The organism is Pseudomonas sp. ASL8, from assembly GCF_056680355.1.
The window spans coordinates 2,019,458-2,036,065 of record NZ_CM155278.1 but is presented as its reverse complement, the minus strand read 5'-3'; the positions used below and the strand labels follow the sequence as shown (position 1 = coordinate 2,036,065).

Annotated in this window: 15 protein-coding genes; 6 read left to right on the top strand and 9 right to left on the bottom strand. The window is 60.1% G+C overall.

Going from position 1 to position 16,608, the window contains the following annotated elements; translation table 11 throughout:
* Positions 1–67 precede the first annotated feature (67 nt).
* The 6 genes from AC1MEA_RS09230 (at position 68) to AC1MEA_RS09205 (ending at position 6,168) form a co-directional block, all read left to right on the top strand.
* The gene (locus AC1MEA_RS09230; RefSeq protein WP_480917505.1) at positions 68–586 is read left to right on the top strand and encodes an RNA polymerase sigma factor; all 519 of its coding nucleotides are present in this window, start codon (positions 68–70) and stop codon (positions 584–586) included.
* A complete protein-coding gene (locus tag AC1MEA_RS09225) occupies positions 583–1,587 on the top strand; it encodes a FecR domain-containing protein (protein ID WP_480917503.1) in 1,005 nt (334 codons plus the stop codon). The genes AC1MEA_RS09230 and AC1MEA_RS09225 overlap by 4 nt, the downstream gene beginning before the upstream one ends.
* A gap of 89 nt (positions 1,588–1,676) precedes the next feature.
* Positions 1,677–4,091 carry a TonB-dependent siderophore receptor gene (locus AC1MEA_RS09220; RefSeq protein WP_480917501.1) on the top strand — a complete coding sequence of 805 codons (2,415 nt, stop codon included), beginning with the start codon at positions 1,677–1,679 and terminating at the stop codon, positions 4,089–4,091.
* Between the two features lie 73 nt (positions 4,092–4,164).
* Positions 4,165–5,298 carry a PepSY-associated TM helix domain-containing protein gene (locus AC1MEA_RS09215; RefSeq protein ID WP_480917499.1) on the top strand — a complete coding sequence of 378 codons (1,134 nt, stop codon included), beginning with the start codon at positions 4,165–4,167 and terminating at the stop codon, positions 5,296–5,298.
* Complete coding sequence (locus tag AC1MEA_RS09210; RefSeq protein WP_449633872.1) at positions 5,295–5,471, top strand: hypothetical protein; 177 nt, start codon at positions 5,295–5,297, stop codon at positions 5,469–5,471. Before AC1MEA_RS09215 ends, AC1MEA_RS09210 begins: the two co-directional genes overlap by 4 nt.
* A gap of 67 nt (positions 5,472–5,538) precedes the next feature.
* Positions 5,539–6,168 carry a glutathione S-transferase gene (locus AC1MEA_RS09205; RefSeq protein WP_480917497.1) on the top strand — a complete coding sequence of 210 codons (630 nt, stop codon included), beginning with the start codon at positions 5,539–5,541 and terminating at the stop codon, positions 6,166–6,168.
* Positions 6,169–6,221: 53 nt separating this feature from the next.
* On the opposite strand, the gene rloA2 is transcribed toward AC1MEA_RS09205, so the two are convergent.
* The 9 genes from rloA2 to glyA all read right to left on the bottom strand — a co-directional run bounded on the left by rloA2 (position 6,222) and on the right by glyA (position 16,447).
* On the bottom strand, positions 6,222–6,719 hold the full coding sequence (rloA2, locus tag AC1MEA_RS09200) for a retropepsin-like aspartic peptidase RloA2 (protein WP_449633870.1): 498 nt from the start codon (positions 6,717–6,719) through the stop codon (positions 6,222–6,224).
* Between the two features lie 138 nt (positions 6,720–6,857).
* Positions 6,858–7,397 (bottom strand): DUF2780 domain-containing protein, encoded by a 540-nt coding sequence (locus tag AC1MEA_RS09195; protein WP_480917495.1) that lies wholly within the window; start codon positions 7,395–7,397, stop codon positions 6,858–6,860.
* Between the two features lie 187 nt (positions 7,398–7,584).
* Positions 7,585–8,784 carry a formaldehyde dehydrogenase, glutathione-independent gene (gene fdhA, locus AC1MEA_RS09190; protein ID WP_219064051.1) on the bottom strand — a complete coding sequence of 400 codons (1,200 nt, stop codon included), beginning with the start codon at positions 8,782–8,784 and terminating at the stop codon, positions 7,585–7,587.
* A gap of 159 nt (positions 8,785–8,943) precedes the next feature.
* Positions 8,944–9,801 carry a formyltetrahydrofolate deformylase gene (gene purU, locus AC1MEA_RS09185; RefSeq protein ID WP_480917493.1) on the bottom strand — a complete coding sequence of 286 codons (858 nt, stop codon included), beginning with the start codon at positions 9,799–9,801 and terminating at the stop codon, positions 8,944–8,946.
* A gap of 88 nt (positions 9,802–9,889) precedes the next feature.
* Positions 9,890–10,522 (bottom strand): sarcosine oxidase subunit gamma, encoded by a 633-nt coding sequence (locus tag AC1MEA_RS09180; protein ID WP_219064049.1) that lies wholly within the window; start codon positions 10,520–10,522, stop codon positions 9,890–9,892.
* A gap of 62 nt (positions 10,523–10,584) precedes the next feature.
* On the bottom strand, positions 10,585–13,602 hold the full coding sequence (locus tag AC1MEA_RS09175; RefSeq protein WP_480917491.1) for a sarcosine oxidase subunit alpha: 3,018 nt from the start codon (positions 13,600–13,602) through the stop codon (positions 10,585–10,587).
* On the bottom strand, positions 13,599–13,913 hold the full coding sequence (locus AC1MEA_RS09170; protein ID WP_219064047.1) for a sarcosine oxidase subunit delta: 315 nt from the start codon (positions 13,911–13,913) through the stop codon (positions 13,599–13,601). Before AC1MEA_RS09170 ends, AC1MEA_RS09175 begins: the two co-directional genes overlap by 4 nt.
* Before the next feature lie 14 nt (positions 13,914–13,927).
* The gene (locus AC1MEA_RS09165) at positions 13,928–15,178 is read right to left on the bottom strand and encodes a sarcosine oxidase subunit beta family protein (protein ID WP_219064046.1); all 1,251 of its coding nucleotides are present in this window, start codon (positions 15,176–15,178) and stop codon (positions 13,928–13,930) included.
* A 15-nt stretch (positions 15,179–15,193) separates the two neighbouring features.
* Positions 15,194–16,447: a serine hydroxymethyltransferase gene (gene glyA / locus AC1MEA_RS09160; RefSeq protein ID WP_219064045.1), complete on the bottom strand. Its 1,254-nt coding sequence runs from the start codon at positions 16,445–16,447 to the stop codon at positions 15,194–15,196.
* Between the last annotated feature and the right edge of the window lie 161 nt (positions 16,448–16,608).

Genomic DNA, 16,608 nt, shown 5'->3' with positions numbered 1-16,608 from the left:
CGCTCATCTACCCTGACATAATCGCGAATAATTCTCATTAATCAAAGATTATTATCCGGGGCCGTGCGTGTCGTCAGTCCAAAGCACCCAAAGCGAGCTCGTTGGCGCGTTATACCGTGACCATCGGGGCTGGCTGCTGTCTTGGTTGCGGCGCAACGTTGCCTGCCCACACCGCGCAGAAGATTTGAGCCAGGACACCTTTATCCGCTTGCTCAGCCGTAAAGAGTTGAAAGCACCCCATGAGCCCAGGGCTTTTCTGGTGGCGATTGCCAAAGGGCTGCTGTTCGATTATTTCCGGCGTGCGGCGCTGGAGCAGGCTTACCTGACCGAACTGATGCTGATTCCAGAGGCCGAACACCCGTCGCTGGAAGAGCAACAACTGATCCTCGAAGACCTCAAAGCCATCGACCGGCTGCTGGCCAAGTTGTCGAGCAAAGCACGGGCGGCCTTCCTCTATAACCGCCTCGATGGCATGACCCACGGCGAAATCGCTGAGCGTCTTGGCGTGTCGGTGCCCCGTGTGCGGCAATACCTGACGCAGGGCATTCGTCAGTGTTACGTCGCGCTGTATGGCGAACCGGTATGAGCGGTTTCAGCCCCGTGTCGTCGAGGGTTCTGGACGCGGCGATTGCCTGGCAGCTATGCCTGGATTCGGCCAGTGAAGCAGAACGCGCCGAGTTCGCCACATGGTATGCCTCGGATGAAGAACACGCCCGCGCCTGGACGCAACTGGGCATGCTCGATCAGCGCTTTGCCATCGCCTCGGGTCCGGCGCGCACAGCGTTGCTGCAATCGCGTGCCGGTATTCGTCAGCGAGTACGCACGCTGGGGGGTGGTCTGGCCAGCGTGGCGTTGGCCTGTGGACTGGCGCTGTTTGTGGGCAATCGTTACCTGCCGCTCGATTACTGGCTGGCCGATCAACGCACCGCCACGGGTGAGCAACGGACCTTGCGCCTGTCGGACAACACCTTGATTCGCCTTAATACCCATAGCGCCGTGGACGTGCGATTCGACGCCAACCAACGTCGGATCATTCTTCAGGAAGGCGAAATTCTGGTCGAGACCGGCAGCCACGATGATCCACGTCCTTTTATCGTAGAGACCGGTGAAGGTCGCATGCGCGCGCTGGGCACACGCTTTCTGGTCAAGCGCGAAGACGACGGCACCCGGCTGAGCGTGCTGCAATCGGCGGTCGCCGCTCACCCGCAGGCTAGCGAGAGCGAGCACGTCCTGCAGGAGGGCCAGCAAGTATTGATGCGTCGCGACAGCTTCGGGCCGATGCTCACCCTGCGCCCCGGCACGGACGCCTGGACCCGCGGCATGCTGGTGGTGGACAACGTTCGGCTGGGGGATCTGATTGTCGAACTGGGACGTTATCGCCAAGGCCATCTGGGCGTAGCCCCGGAAATCGCCGACCTGCGAATAACCGGAAGTTTTCCGCTGACCAATACCGATCTGGCGCTCAAAGCCCTGCTGCCAACCCTGCCGGTGCAGATCGAGCAGCACACCCAATGGTGGGTGACGGTGGTCGCTCATGACCCAAAAAATAACGGTCCAGTGTCCGCAAAATCACAAACCTCAAACTAAATCTAAATAATTTTCAATTAGCTCTATCACTTTTTGCTTCTCGTTCGGCACATAGGCATTGAGAACAGTTTCCATTCAGGAGCCGCCTAATGTCCCGCACGCTTAATACCCTTATGCGCCCCAGCCTTCTGGCCTTGGCCATCGCGCTGGCCGTTCCACTGACCAGCACACCCTTGATGGCCGCCGAGCAGGCTTCCAGCGTGCGCACCTACGACCTGCCGGCCGGGTCCCTGGCGACGACGCTGAACCAGATCGCCAGCCAGGCAGGCCTCGCCCTGGCGCTTGATCCTTCGCTGGCTGCTGGCCGCACGTCGGCACCGGTCAAGGGCCAGTTCGATGCGACCGGCGCCCTGCGCCAGGCCCTGCGCGGCACGGGTGTGCAACTGGTGCAGAGCAGCGTCGGTACCTACAGCCTGATGGCGGCACCGGATGGCGTCGTCGCCTTGCCCGAGACCACCATTCAAGGTCAGAGCAGCTATGAAACGGCGTGGGGCCCGGTGGAGGGTTACACAGCAACCCGCAGTGCCGCTGGCACCAAGACGGATACGCCGATCGTTGAAGCGCCGCGCTCGATCTCGGTTGTCACTCGCCAACAAATGGATGATCGTTCGGTGTTGAGCCTCAACGACGCCCTGCGCTACACCGCCGGCGTCATGAGCAGTGGTTATGGCGCGGACTCGCGTTCCGACTGGTTGCGGATTCGGGGCTTCGACCCAACCCAGTTCCTCGATGGTCTGCCGCTGCCAAAGGGCTCTTTCGCCAACCCTAAAGTAGAGCCATGGAACCTAGAACGCATCGCCGTCCTGCGCGGGCCGTCGTCCTCGGTCTACGGTCAGACTCCGCCCGGCGGCATGCTGGACATGGTCAGCCGTCGTCCACAAGCAGTCAGCAGCCATGAAGTGGAACTGCAAGCTGGGAGCAACGAACACAAACAGATCAATTTCGACAGCACAGGCAAGGTCGATGACGAGGGGCGTTTCCTCTACCGTGTCAGCGGCACTGTGCGCGACAGCAACGCGCCGGTGGACCATGTTCCGGACAAGCGCTACAACATCGCGCCGAGCCTGACCTGGAACATCGACGACGATACTCACCTGACCTTTATCTCCCAGTACACCCGAGATGACACCGGCATCACTGGACAGTTTCTGCCCCTGCAAGGCACCAAGCTACCGTCGGCGGCGGGCACGATTTCCCACCACAAAAACCTCGGCGATCCAGACTGGGAATTCTACGACCGCACCTACTACTCGCTCGGCTACGCCTTCGATCATCGCCTGAACGATGTTTGGCAGTTCAAACAAAACCTGCGTTATACCAAGAGCGACCTGGCCTTCCAGGGCGTGACCGCTTCACTGGGAAGCAGTACCGTCAGCCCCGATGGCACGCTCTTGCGCGACGCCAGCAAAATCGATGAAGACATCAGCCAGTTCGCCGTGGACAACAACTTCCAGGCCGACTTCCAGACCGGCGCCTTGAGCCACACCCTCTTGCTGGGCCTGGATCATCAGCGCTCGAACACCCACTACACGTGGCTTTACGCTTATGGAAGCGCGCCCACGTCGAATGTGAACACACCGGTCTACGGCCAGGACTTCTCCAACGCCGACTTTTACCCCTATAACAACTATGACCAAAAAACCCGGCAAACAGGTCTTTACGTCCAGGATCAGATCGCCCTGGATAAATGGCGCCTGACCCTGGGTGGCCGCGAAGACTGGATACATACCGGTACGACCTTCTACAACAATAACGGTGCCACCAATACTCAGCGCGACAAGGCGTTCAGCGGCAACGCAGGCCTGAGTTATGTGTTCGATAGCGGCTTCACGCCTTATGTCTCTTATTCCGAGTCTTTCCAGCCAGCCATGGGCGCCAGCGTCAACGCAACAGAGTCGTTCAAACCGACCGAGGGCCGACAATACGAGGCGGGGCTGAAATATCAACCGCCTGGCAGCAAGACGCTCCTGACCGCGGCCGTATTCGACCTGCGCCAGAAAAATGTGCTCGCCGCTGAAGGCAACGTCACTAGCCAGATCGGCGAAGTCAGCGTTCGTGGCCTCGAGTTGGAAGCGACGTCTGATGTCACCGAGAACCTCAAACTGATCGGTTCCTACACCTATAACGACACCGAAATCCTCAAGGGGAATGACAAAGGCAATCGTGTCCCTCAGATTCCGCGCCACCAGGCCACGTTGTGGAGCGATTACACCTGGCACAACGGCGCGCTCGACGGCTTCGGTGTGGGTGCAGGCGTGCGCTATGTCGGCGACACCTATGGCAACCAGAGCAATACCGATTTGGGTCATGTCGGTTCTTACACCGTATACGACGCGTCGGTGCACTACGATCTTGGGCGGTTGGGCAACAGCCTCAAAGGCGCATCGGTCGCAGTCGAGGCAAAGAACATTTTCAACAAGGACTATCTGTCCACCTGTGACGGCTCGTGGTGCTACTACGGTGACCAACGCAACGTCATGGCCAGCGTCAACTACAAGTGGTAACTCACCCCGATTGATAAAACAGACTGTATGAAACAGGGCCACTGACACGTGGCCCTTCGCTTTTGGATAAACCATGAAAAGCCAAACCATCCGCCGCTGGTCCTTTGTCCACACCTGGAGCAGCCTGATCTGCACCCTGTTTCTGCTGATGCTGGCGGTCACCGGGCTGCCACTGATTTTTCATCATGAAATCGATCACCTGCTGGGCAACTCACCTGAACTCAAACAGATGCCCGCCGACACACCGCACCTGGACCTGCAGCAGCTTGTCACCTTCGCCGAGGCCCATCGCCCGGGCGACGTGATGCAATATTTTGGCTGGGACGATGACGATCCCAACGGCGTGATGGCGATCATGGCGCCCACGGCCGGGACCGAACCGAATGCCTCCCACACCTTCATGCTCGATGCCCGCACCGGCGAAGCCTTTGAGAGCCCGTCGGCCAACGGTGGTTTCATGATGGTCATGCTGCGCCTGCATGTGGACATGTACGCCGGGCTGACCGGCAAACTGCTGCTGGCGTTCATGGGTCTGCTGTTTGTCGTGGCGATCATTTCCGGGACCGTGCTGTACGCGCCGTTCATGCGTCGGCTCGCATTCGCCACCGTGCGCTCAGACAAATCAACGCGGGTGCGCTGGCTGGACCTGCATAACCTGATCGGCGTAGTCACGCTGACCTGGGCGCTGGTGGTCGGCGTGACCGGGGTGATCAATGCTTGCGCTGATCTGGTGATCGCCGCTTGGCGCAACGACAGCCTGGCAACGATGATCGCGCCCTACCGCGACGCGCCACCCTTGGAGCAACGGGCGCCCGCGAGCCGCTTGCTGGACATCGCCGAAGCGGCCGCGCCGGGCATGAAGGCAGACTTCATTGCCTTTCCCGGTACGCGCTTTTCCAGCGAGCATCACTACGCCGTCTTCATGAAAGGCGCCACCCACCTCACCGCACATCTGCTGACCCCGGTGCTGATCGACGCCAGCAACCTGCTCGTCACCGCCGTTGGCAAACGCCCGTGGTACATGAGTGCGTTGGGGATGTCGCAACCGCTGCACTTCGGCGATTACGGCGGCATGCCGATGAAAGTGTTGTGGGGGCTGCTCGATGGGCTGACCATCGTCGTACTCGGCAGCGGCCTGTACTTGTGGTGGGTCCGACGCCGTGCCGCCGCCCCGGCGAACATGACACGAGCAGAGGTCCCGCGATGAAGGCCAGGCATTCGAGCGCCTGGCGCGTGTTCGCTCAACCGATGTGGATCGGCGTGCTGACGGCGGCAGGACTGTTCGCTGCGTTATTGGGCGACGGTGGCTGGGACACACTGTCCTGGATCGGCATGGGTATACCGGCAGTCCTCAGTGCGCGGGGGTTGTTGGCGCGTTGACGGATCGTCATTGCGGACAATCCACCCGCTGATTAGTCTAGGCTCCTGTCTCATCCGAGGAATTCCCATGTCCGTTCCCAGCATGACCTTGTTCTACAACCCGGCATCGCCCTTTGCGCGCAAAGTGTTGATCCTGCTGCACGAGACCGGGCAACTTGATCGAGTGGCGTTGCTGCCGACGCAGGTCAGCCCTGTCAGTCCGGACGCGGCGCTCAATCAGGACAATCCGGCGGGCAAGTTGCCGGCGCTGCGTTTGGCTGACGGCAATGTGATTCATGACAGCCGGGTGATTCTCGAATACCTCGACACCCAGCATGTCGGCAATCCACTGATCCCGCGCGAAGGCTCGGCGCGCTGGAGACGTTTGACCCTGGCATCTCTGGCTGACGCGCTGCTCGATGCGGCGCTGCTGATTCGGTATGAAACCGCCCTGCGGCCGCCGGAGAAACACTGGGACCTGTGGCTGGACAACCAGGCCGAAAAAATCCAGCGCTCCCTGGCGTATTTCGAGCAGAACGCAATCGCCGAACTCAGCTCGCATTTCGACATCGCCGCCATCAGCGTTGCTGCCGCCCTGGGCTATCTGGATTTCCGTCAACCTGATCTGGACTGGCGCAACAGCTGTCCACACCTGGCCAACTGGTTTGCTGAAGTCAGCCAGCGGCCATCGATGCAGAGCACGCAGCCGCCAGCATAAGGTTTGATCTGCAGAGACGGGCGGCGTCTTCGCGAAAGGGTATCAGCCGCAGATCAGCAATCTGGTTTATCCGCGGTATAACGACGCGCCGGATTGACTGCGGCACCGAATTCACGAAGGGCCTTGGCACCGATCAGCAGCGGATAATTGAAGCTGCTGCGGTCGGTCAGATTGACCTCGACCGTGCGTTTGACCTTGCCCAGGCACAGTTCCAGATCGACGACCGGGCGTTTGCTCGGGTCGGCAACGTCTTCGTCATCTTCCTCGGAGCGGGTCTTGATCTTGCTGATCCGCGCGACCTTGTGCTCGTAGACCTTGTCGCTGGCGCCTTTGGTCGCCAGACGGAAGCGCACCCAGTTTTCGCCATCCCGTTTGAACATCTCGATGTCCTTGGCCGACAGCGACGCCGTCAGAGCGCCCGTGTCCATTTTCGCCTGAAGGGTTTCACCGATTTCCGGCACCCCGATGTATTCGTAGCGACCGTACAACGTTGGCTCAGCGGCCATCACAGGGAGGGCCAGCAGAGACAACAGGGCCAGGATTGATTTCACGTAGGGATTCCTCTAAATGGATGAAGCCTGTTCGCAACGATAACGTGCCGCCAGCATAGGCACCCGCGCGTGAAACATTCGTAAACACAGACAACGCACGCACCGTCGCCTTGCGCGACGATGCGTCAAACCGGTGAATCAGCTACCGACATTCCACAGGCTGCCCAGGCTTTGCAGCGCTGAACCGCTGGCGCCCTGCTGCCCCAGGTATTGCAGGATCAGCGGGGCGAACTGGCCCACCAGGCCGCTGTCCATGCCCAACGCTGTAAAGGCCGAATTGACGTCCGCCATGCTCTTCACGTTGCCCAACGCGTTGGTTGCGGCCGAATTACCCGAGCCACCCAACAAACCGCCCAGACCGCCCAAAGCGCCTGCGCCGGACAATAGATCCAGGCCAGGAACAGCCTGGGTCATCTGCGAATAATCGGCGCTTCTCAACTTGTTTTTAGCCAGCCCCAACAACGCCCCGGTACCGCCGATGGCTTGTTCGGGGGTGACATTGAGCTGAGTGCCCACCGTATTGAGCAAACCCGCCGCCTCAGGCGCAGCCGTGGTTTTCTGATTGCCCCCGGTGGCAGCGGAAACCGCATTCGCGGCATCGTTCAGGTTGAAAGCGAAGACCGGGCTCGCCGCCAAAGTCATTAGCGTAGCCAGTGCAAAACCGCGTGAAATCTTCATCTAAACAACCTCGTCAGCCATGGAGTCCGGCGAATTGCCGGCATAAAACTGAACGGTTTGACCACGACATCAGCCTGATTGTTCCCCTTCACAGGCCGGCAAGAAAAAACCTCTGTGCGCCCGCAAATATTATTTTTTCACGTAAAAAAGGCGGCATTGCGCCGCCCTTCTTATTTACGGTGACCTCTTACGCCGCACTGAACAACTTGTGCGGATCAATCACAAACTTCTTCGGTACGCCGGCATCGAATTCGCCGTAACCGCGCGGAGCTTCGTCGAGGCTGATGACTTCGACGCCGACGATGTCTGCGATTTTGATGCGGTCCCACATGATGGCTTGCATCAGTTGGCGGTTGTATTTCATGACCGGGGTTTGGCCGGTGTGGAAGCTGTGAGATTTAGCCCAGCCAAGGCCAAGACGAATGCTCAGGCTGCCCATTTTCGCGGCAGCATCGACTGCGCCTGGATCTTCGGTGACGTACAGGCCAGGAATACCGATTTTGCCTGCAACGCGGACCACGCCCATCAGTGAGTTCAGAACCGTGGCCGGTGCTTCGTGTTTCACACCATCATGACCGTGACCACGGGCTTCGAAGCCTACGGCGTCGATGGCGCAGTCCACTTCCGGCTCGCCCAGCAGCGCAGCGATTTGCTCGTGCAGTGGTGTGTCCAGCGACAGGTCGGCGACTTCGAAGCCTTGAGCCTTGGCGTGAATCAAGCGAACCGGGTTGACGTCGCCGATGATCACCACCGCAGCGCCAAGCAAGCGCGCCGATGCAGCCGCGGCCAGACCCACAGGGCCAGCGCCCGCGACATACACGGTGCTGCCTGGACCCACACCCGCCGTCACTGCGCCGTGATAACCGGTCGGCAGGATGTCGGAGAGGCAGGTCAGGTCGCGGATTTTTTCCATCGCCGCATCGCGGTCCGGGAGTTTCAGCAGGTTGAAGTCGGCATACGGTACCAACACGTATTCAGCCTGGCCGCCGACCCAGTCACCCATGTCGACATAACCGTAAGCACCACCCGGACGCGCCGGGTTGACGGTCAGGCACACGCCGGTGTTCTGCTCTTTACAGCTGCGGCAACGACCGCACGCCACGTTGAACGGCACGGAAACCAGATCGCCAACCTTGAGGTTTTCCACATCGCGACCGGCTTCGATCACTTCGCCGGTGATTTCATGGCCCAGCACCAGACCGGTCTGCGCCGTGGTACGGCCGCGCACCATGTGTTGGTCCGAGCCGCAGATGTTGGTCGATACCACACGCAGGATCACGCCGTGATCAATGCGTTTGCCTTGTGGGTTCTGCATTTTCGGGAAAGGAATTGTTTGTACTTCGACCTTACCGCCGCCGAGATACACCACACCACGATTACCAGACATGCTTTCACCTCTCTATTATTGTTTTATGGCATGTAGGAGCTGGCTTGCCTGCGATAAGGGCCGCAGGACCTTCAGCCATTTCAACATCACGACCGCTTCGCGGCCGATCGTGGCGGGACGCGCAGTTGCAAGCCCGCACCTACATGTAATGCGTCAACCCTATAAAACCACCGTGCGATTCGCGTTCAGGAACACGCGCCGCTCGATGTGATAACCCACTGCCCTCGCCAACGTCTGCCCCTCGATATCCCGGCCTTTGGCGATCAGGTCTTCGGGGTAGTGGCTGTGATCGACCGCTTCCACGCCCTGGGCAATGATCGGGCCTTCGTCGAGGTCGTTGTTGATGTAATGCGCCGTTGCACCGACCAGTTTCACGCCCTTGTTGTAGGCCTGATGGTAGGGTTTTGCGCCCTTGAAGCCGGGCAGCAACGAGTGGTGAATGTTGATCGCCCAACCGTCGAGACGGCGGCACAGCTCGGGCGACAGCACCTGCATGTAGCGGGCAAGAATCACCAGCTCGGCACCGGACTCCTGAATCACTTGCCAGACCTGACGCTCTTGCGCTGACTTGTCATTGGGGTCGAGGGCGAAGTGGTAATAAGGAACCTCGTGCCAGCGTGCCAGCGGTTCCAGATCCGGATGGTTGGAGATCACCGCCACCACGTCCATGGACAACTGGCCGATGCGTTGGCGATAAAGCAGATCGTTCAGGCAGTGATCGGCCTTGGAGACCATGATCACCACTTTGGGCCGATAGTTGGGTGCGGTCAGCTCGAAGACCATACCGAAGGCTGCACCGCGTGCGGCCAGGCCCACACGGAAAGCCTGCTCATCGAAGCCCTCCGGCTGACGAAACTCGACGCGGATGAAGAACCGGCTCGACAGTCGATCATCGAAGGAATGGTGCTCGGTAACGTAGCAGCCCTGTTCGAACAAATAGCGAGTCACCGCGTCCACCGTGCCTAAAACGCTCGGACAGTCGGCAGTCAGAATCCATGTATCGGGTACGCGGCTCATCTAGCGGTGACTCCTTTTTGATGCTGTCGAATCTTCTTTGCCTGGACTGACGCTTTCGCGGACAAGTCCACTCCTACAGGGGATTGCGTCAGGCCTTGATGCTCAATCCATACTCAGCGCTGGCGTCTTGCAACCACAGCCACCAGTAGTCGGAGAACGAGCGGCGGATCAGCAGTTCCCAGGTCTCTTCACCCGTGCGGCGAATCACCAATTGCGACTTGGCGAACACCGTGCCGATGGCTTTACCCACCGGGAAGTTGTTCGGGTGCACGTCGTAGCTGGTGGATTTCATCAGCAGTTCGCGAACCTTGGGCCCGGTCAGTTCCAGCAGGGTTTGCCCGCCGCTGACGTTGACCACGGCGATGTGCAGCCCGTCCAGCGCTGCACGCAAACGCTGTTCGGTAGCCAGCTCTTCGCCACTCGGGACAATCAGCAGCCATTCATCCGGACCCAGCCATTGCAGCGAGCTGTCGCCGTTGGCAACGACGGTCAGCGCAACCGGCAATTCCATGCCCAGCGCCTTGGCGACACCGGCCGCGAACGCCGGGTCTTTGCCGTCGCCGCGCAGGGTCAGATGGCCCAGCAGTTTCTTCTCGCGCAGGGTCACGCCGGGGTTGTTGCGGCCTTTGCCAACCAGGCTATTGAGGTCGGCGTGGAACAGCGGCGACTCGGCCTTTTCGCCGGTCGTTGGCCGCTGTTGGTAAACGTTGGCTGTGGTCATAGAGCACCTGTCCTGAATTCTGTTGTGTTGCCGAAACGCCAATGTGTAGAAGCGGTGAGACGCTATACGTTCTGCTGCTCACCCTTCGGATCGAAGAACACTGAAGACACGATTTCGGCTTCGATCACAGTGCCATCGACCAACGGTGCGAACACACGTTCGCCCATGCGTTTCAGGCCGCCTTTGACCACACCCAGCGCGAACGAATAACCCAGCGAGCCGTTGGTGTAGCTGGAGGTCACGTGACCCACCATGCTCATCGGAATCGACTGTTTGGTGTCGAATACCAACTGCGCACCTTCAGGCAGCCATTTGGTCGGATCGATCGGCTTCAGACCGACCAGTTGCTTACGCTGATCACGCACGCAGTCTTCGCGGTTCATGCCACGCCAGCCGAGCCACGAGAACGGTTTGGTCCGGCCAACACACCAGCCCATGTTCAGGTCGTCAGGGGTCATCGAACCGTCCGTGTCCTGACCGACGATGATGAAGCCCTTCTCGGCCCGCAGGACGTGCATGGTTTCAGTGCCGTACGGCGTCAGGTTGTACTTCTTGCCCGCTGCGACGATTTTTTCCAGCACACCCATGGCGTAGTCAGCCTGGATGTTGACCTCGTACGACAGCTCACCGGTAAAGGAGATACGGAACACCCGCGCCGGCACACCGCCCACCAGGCCTTCTTTCCAGGTCATGAACGGGAACGCGTCCTTGTCCAGGTCGATGGCCGTGACTTCGCTGAGCAGCTTGCGGCTGTTAGGGCCGGACAAGGTCAGGGTTGCCCAATGGTCAGTGACAGACGTGAAGTACACCTTCAGGTCTGGCCATTCGGTCTGTTGATAGATTTCCAGCCATTGCAGCACGCGTGCAGCGCCGCCGGTGGTGGTGGTCATCAGGAAGTGGTTATCGGCGATACAGGCGGTCACGCCGTCGTCGAAGACCATCCCGTCTTCTTTACACATCAGGCCATAACGCGCCTTGCCCACATCGAGCTTGGTCCAGGCGTTGCTGTAGATACGGTTGAGAAACTCACGTGCATCCGGGCCTTGAATGTCGATTTTGCCCAGTGTGGAGGCGTCGAGCAGGCCAACGCTGGCGCGCACGGCTTTGCATTCACGGCTGACAGCCGCGTGCAGGTCTTCGCCGTTTTTCGGGAAGTACCAAGGGCGCTTCCACTGGCCGACATCTTCAAACTCGGCGCCGTTCTTGACGTGCCAGGCGTGCAGCGCGGTGAAGCGTACAGGTTCGAAAATGTGCCCAGCGTGACGACCGGCTATCGCGCCGAAAGTCACCGGCGTGTAGTTCGGGCGGAACATGGTGGTGCCCATGTCGGTGATCGACATCTTCAGCGAACGGGCGGCAATGGCCAGACCGTTGACGTTGCCGAGCTTGCCTTGATCGGTACCGAAGCCCAGCGCGGTGTAGCGTTTGACGTGCTCGACCGACTCGAAGCCCTCGCGGGTCGCCAGTTCGATGGCCGCAGCCGTGACGTCGTTCTGCAAGTCGACGAATTGCTTCGGCGCCCGTGCGGTGGCTTTTTCATGGGGCACCTGGAACAGGGCCAGGGTCGGTTCTTCATGGCGGGTCAGGGCTTTTGGCAAGACGCCTTCGACCACCTTGAAGCCCGCTTCGTTGGCTGCGCGAGCGCCGCCCTCGAAACCATCGGCCAAGGCATCAGCCAGTCCGTACACACCGTTTATGCCACCGACGCAGACGCGTTTTTGCGGTGCTTCACCCGGTACGAAACCGAGGATGTCTTCACGCCAGATCGGCTTGCCGCCCAAGTGGGACGCCAAATGCACGATAGGGCTGTAACCGCCAGAGCTACCGACCAGATCGCAATCGAGCCATTCGCCCGGGCTGGTGACGCGATGGCCTTTGACGTCGATGGCCGCAATGCGGGCAGCGGTCACGTGCTTGCTGCCACGCGCTTCGACAACGGCGCTGGAGGTCAGGATGCGAATCCCTTTGGCCCGTGCTTCTTCAACCAGTGCGCCGCGCGGATTGCTCCGGGCATCGGCGATTGCTACCACTTGCAGGCTGGCATCGAGCCAGTCCAGCGCTACGCGGTAGGCATGATCGTTGTTGGTCGACAGCACCAGCTTTTTGCCCGGCGCCACGCCATAACGGCGGACGTAGGTGGAAATGGCTCCCGCGAGCATGTTGCCCGGCACATCGTTGTTGCCGTACACCAGCGGACGTTCGTGAGTACCGGTCGCCAACACCACGCGCTTGGCGCGAACCCGGTGCATACGCTGACGTACTTGACCCATCGGCGCGCGGTCACCGAGGTGATCGGCCAGACGCTCGTGAATGGTCAGGAAGTTATGGTCGTGGTAGCCGTTCACCGTCGCCCGTGACAACAAGGTCACTTCCGGCATTTTTTTCAGTTCGGCCAGCACGGTGGCAACCCACTCGGCGGCCGGTTTGCCATCCAGGCTTTCACGGCTGTCCAGCAGACTGCCGCCGAACTCTTCCTGCTCATCCGCCAGAATCACTCGCGCACCGCTGCGACCGGCAGCCAGGGCTGCGGCCAGGCCAGCAGGGCCGGCGCCGACAATCAGCACGTCGCAGTGCTGGTTCATCGCGTCATAGCTGTCCGGGTCGCTCTCGGTAGGCGAGCGACCAAGGCCCGCCGCCTTACGGATGTACTTCTCGTAGGTCATCCAGAACGATTGCGGGTACATGAAGGTTTTGTAGTAGAAGCCCGGCGGCATCAGCTTGCCGCCGACCTTGCCGAGAATCCCCATCACGTCGGTGTTCACGCTCGGCCAGCCGTTGGTGCTGGTGGCGACCAGACCTTGATACAGCGCTTGTTGCGTGGCACGTACGTTAGGGATCTGGGTCGCTTCGGTGGCACCGATCTGCAACACCGCGTTCGGCTCTTCGGAACCTGCCGCGAAAATCCCGCGAGGACGTGAATACTTGAAGCTGCGGCCAATGATGTCGACGCCATTGGCCAGCAATGCTGCGGCCAGGCTGTCGCCTTCAAACCCTTGATACTGCTGACCGTTGAACGTGAAGTTAAGCACCTTGCTACGGTCGATACGGCCGCCGTTGGGCAGTCGATTGTTCTGGCTCATACCTTGTCTCCCGCACGCGTACTGGCGGCTTTAGCCGTGAATTGCGGCTTGGCGCCAATCGGGTAGGTTTCGAGAATCTCGTACGTCACGGTGTCACGCGTGGCGTTGAAGTACTGACGGCAACCGGCAGCGTGATTCCACAGTTCGTGGTGCAGACCGCGCGGGTTGTCGCGGAAGAACATGTAATCGCCCCACTGCTCATCGGTGCAGGCGTTCGGGTCCAGCGGACGCGGAATATGAGCCTGGCCCGAAGCGTGGAACTCCTCTTCGGAGCGTAGTTCGCCACAGTGAGGACAGAAGATGTGCAACATAGGTATTTCTCCTGTTAGTGGGCGACAGCGGCGGCGCCGTGTTCGTCGATCAGTGCACCGTTGTGGAAACGGTCGATGGAGAATGGCTTGGCCAAGGGGTGCATCTCACCTTTGGCGAGGCTGGCGGCAAATACGTTGCCCGAGCCCGGCGTGGCCTTGAAGCCACCGGTGCCCCAACCGCAGTTGAAAAACATGTTCGGCACGGGTGTCTTGGAAATGATCGGGCAAGCGTCCGGCGTGGTGTCAACGATGCCGCCCCACTGACGGTTCATGCGCACCCGGGACAGGACTGGAAACATCTCGACGATGGCTTGAATGGTGTGTTCGATCACCGGGTACGAGCCACGCTGGCCGTAGCCGTTGTAACCGTCGATACCAGCACCGATCACCAGGTCGCCTTTGTCGGACTGGCTGATGTAGCCGTGAACCGCGTTGGACATGATCACGCTGTCGATAATCGGTTTGATCGGCTCGGACACCAGCGCTTGAAGCGGATGGGATTCGATCGGCAAGCGGAAGCCGGCCAGTTTCGCCATGTGCCCGGAGTTACCGGCCGTCACCACGCCGACGCGCTTGGCGCCGATGAAGCCTTTGTTGGTCTCGACGCCGATGCACACGCCGTTTTCCTTACGGAAGCCGATCACTTCGGTCTGTTGAATCAGGTCGACGCCCAAGGCGTCAGCGGCACGGGCAAAGCCCCAGGCCACGGCATCGTGACGGGCAACGCCGCCACGGCGCTGAACGGTTGCGCCGATGATCGGGTAACGGGTGTTTTTCGAGCAATCCAGGTACGGGATTTCTTCCGCGACCTGCTTGGCATTGAGCAACTCGCCATCCACGCCATTGAGGCGGTTGGCGCTGACCCGGCGTTCCGAGTCACGGATGTCTTGCAGGGTGTGGCACAGGTTGTACACGCCGCGCTGAGAGAACATCACGTTGTAGTTGATGTCCTGCGACAGGCCTTCCCACAGTTTCATTGCGTGTTCGTACAGGTGCGCCGACTCATCCCAGAGGTAGTTGGAACGCACGATGGTGGTGTTGCGCGCGGTATTACCGCCGCCCAGCCAGCCCTTCTCGACCACGGCCACGTTAGTGATGCCGTGCTCCTTGGCCAGGTAATACGCAGTCGCCAAACCATGGCCGCCGCCGCCGACGATAACCACGTCGTAGACTTTTTTCGGGGTCGGCGTGCGCCACATGCGCTGCCAGTTTTCGTGGTGGCTGAGAGAGTGCTTGAAGAGGCCGAAGCCTGAGTAATGCTGCATGGGGCTACTCCTGACTCAGCGATAAACCGGGAAATCGGCGCACAGTGCCGCAACCTGGCTGGCGACATTGGCCTCGACATCTGCATCGCCGAGGTTGTCGAGAATGTCACAGACCCAGCCGGCCAGCTCGACACACTGTGGAACTTTGAAACCACGCGTGGTGACGGCCGGGGTGCCGATACGCAGGCCCGAGGTCACGAACGGCGATTGTGGATCGTTCGGTACGGAGTTCTTGTTCACGGTGATGTGCGCACGGCCCAAGGCAGCGTCGGCGTCTTTACCGGTGAGGCCCTGACGGATCAGGCTGACCAGGAACAGGTGGCAGTCGGTACCGCCGGACACCACGTCGTAGCCACGGTCGATGAACACCTTCGCCATCGCCTGAGCGTTATCGATCACTTGTTGCTGATAGACCTTGAAGCCCGGTTCCAGCGCTTCCTTGAAGCACACGGCCTTGGCCGCGATAACGTGCATCAACGGGCCGCCCTGACCGCCGGGGAATACGGCGGAGTTGAGTTTTTTCTCGATCTCTTCGTTGGCCTTGGCCAGGATCAGGCCGCCACGTGGACCGCGCAGGGTTTTGTGGGTGGTGGTGGTCACCACGTCGGCGTACGGCAGCGGGTTCGGGTACAGGCCAGCAGCGACCAGACCGGCCACGTGGGCCATATCCACAAACAGGTACGCACCTACTTTGTCGGCGATGGCGCGAAAGCGTGGGAAATCCAGGGTTTTCGAGTAGGCCGAGAAACCGGCGATGATCATTTTTGGCTTGCACTCAACGGCGATGCGCTCGACTTCGTCGTAATCGATCAAGCCGGTGGCGGTGTCGATGCCATATTGCACAGCGTTGTACAGTTTGCCGGAGAAGCTGACTTTGGCGCCGTGGGTCAGGTGACCGCCGTGGGCCAGGCTCATGCCCAGCACGGTGTCGCCCGCTTGCAGCAGGGCCAGATAGACCGCTGCGTTGGCCTGGCTCCCGGAGTGCGGCTGAACGTTGGCGTAATCAGCACCGAACAGCTGTTTGGCGCGATCAATGGCCAACTGCTCGACCTTGTCCACATGCTCGCAACCACCGTAGTAGCGCTTGCCCGGATAGCCTTCTGCGTATTTGTTGGTCAGGCCGCTGCCCTGGGCTTCCATCACGCGCTTGCTGGTGTAGTTTTCCGAAGCGATCAGCTCGATGTGGTCTTCCTGGCGTTGCTCTTCAGCATTCATCGCCGCCAACAGTACATCGTCATAGCCTTGGATTTTGTCTTGCTTGCTGAACATCGCGGTTCTCCCAGCGGCGGCGCTGCGCCTGACTTATCGATAGGGCGTGTAGAGTGCCCTTTGGATGCGATGTTAGGTCCGACGCAGAGAGGCCAAATGCCTATGGGCGCCACGCAAAGGTGCGTTTACGACATGGCTTGGCGCGCAGATATAATTGGTAG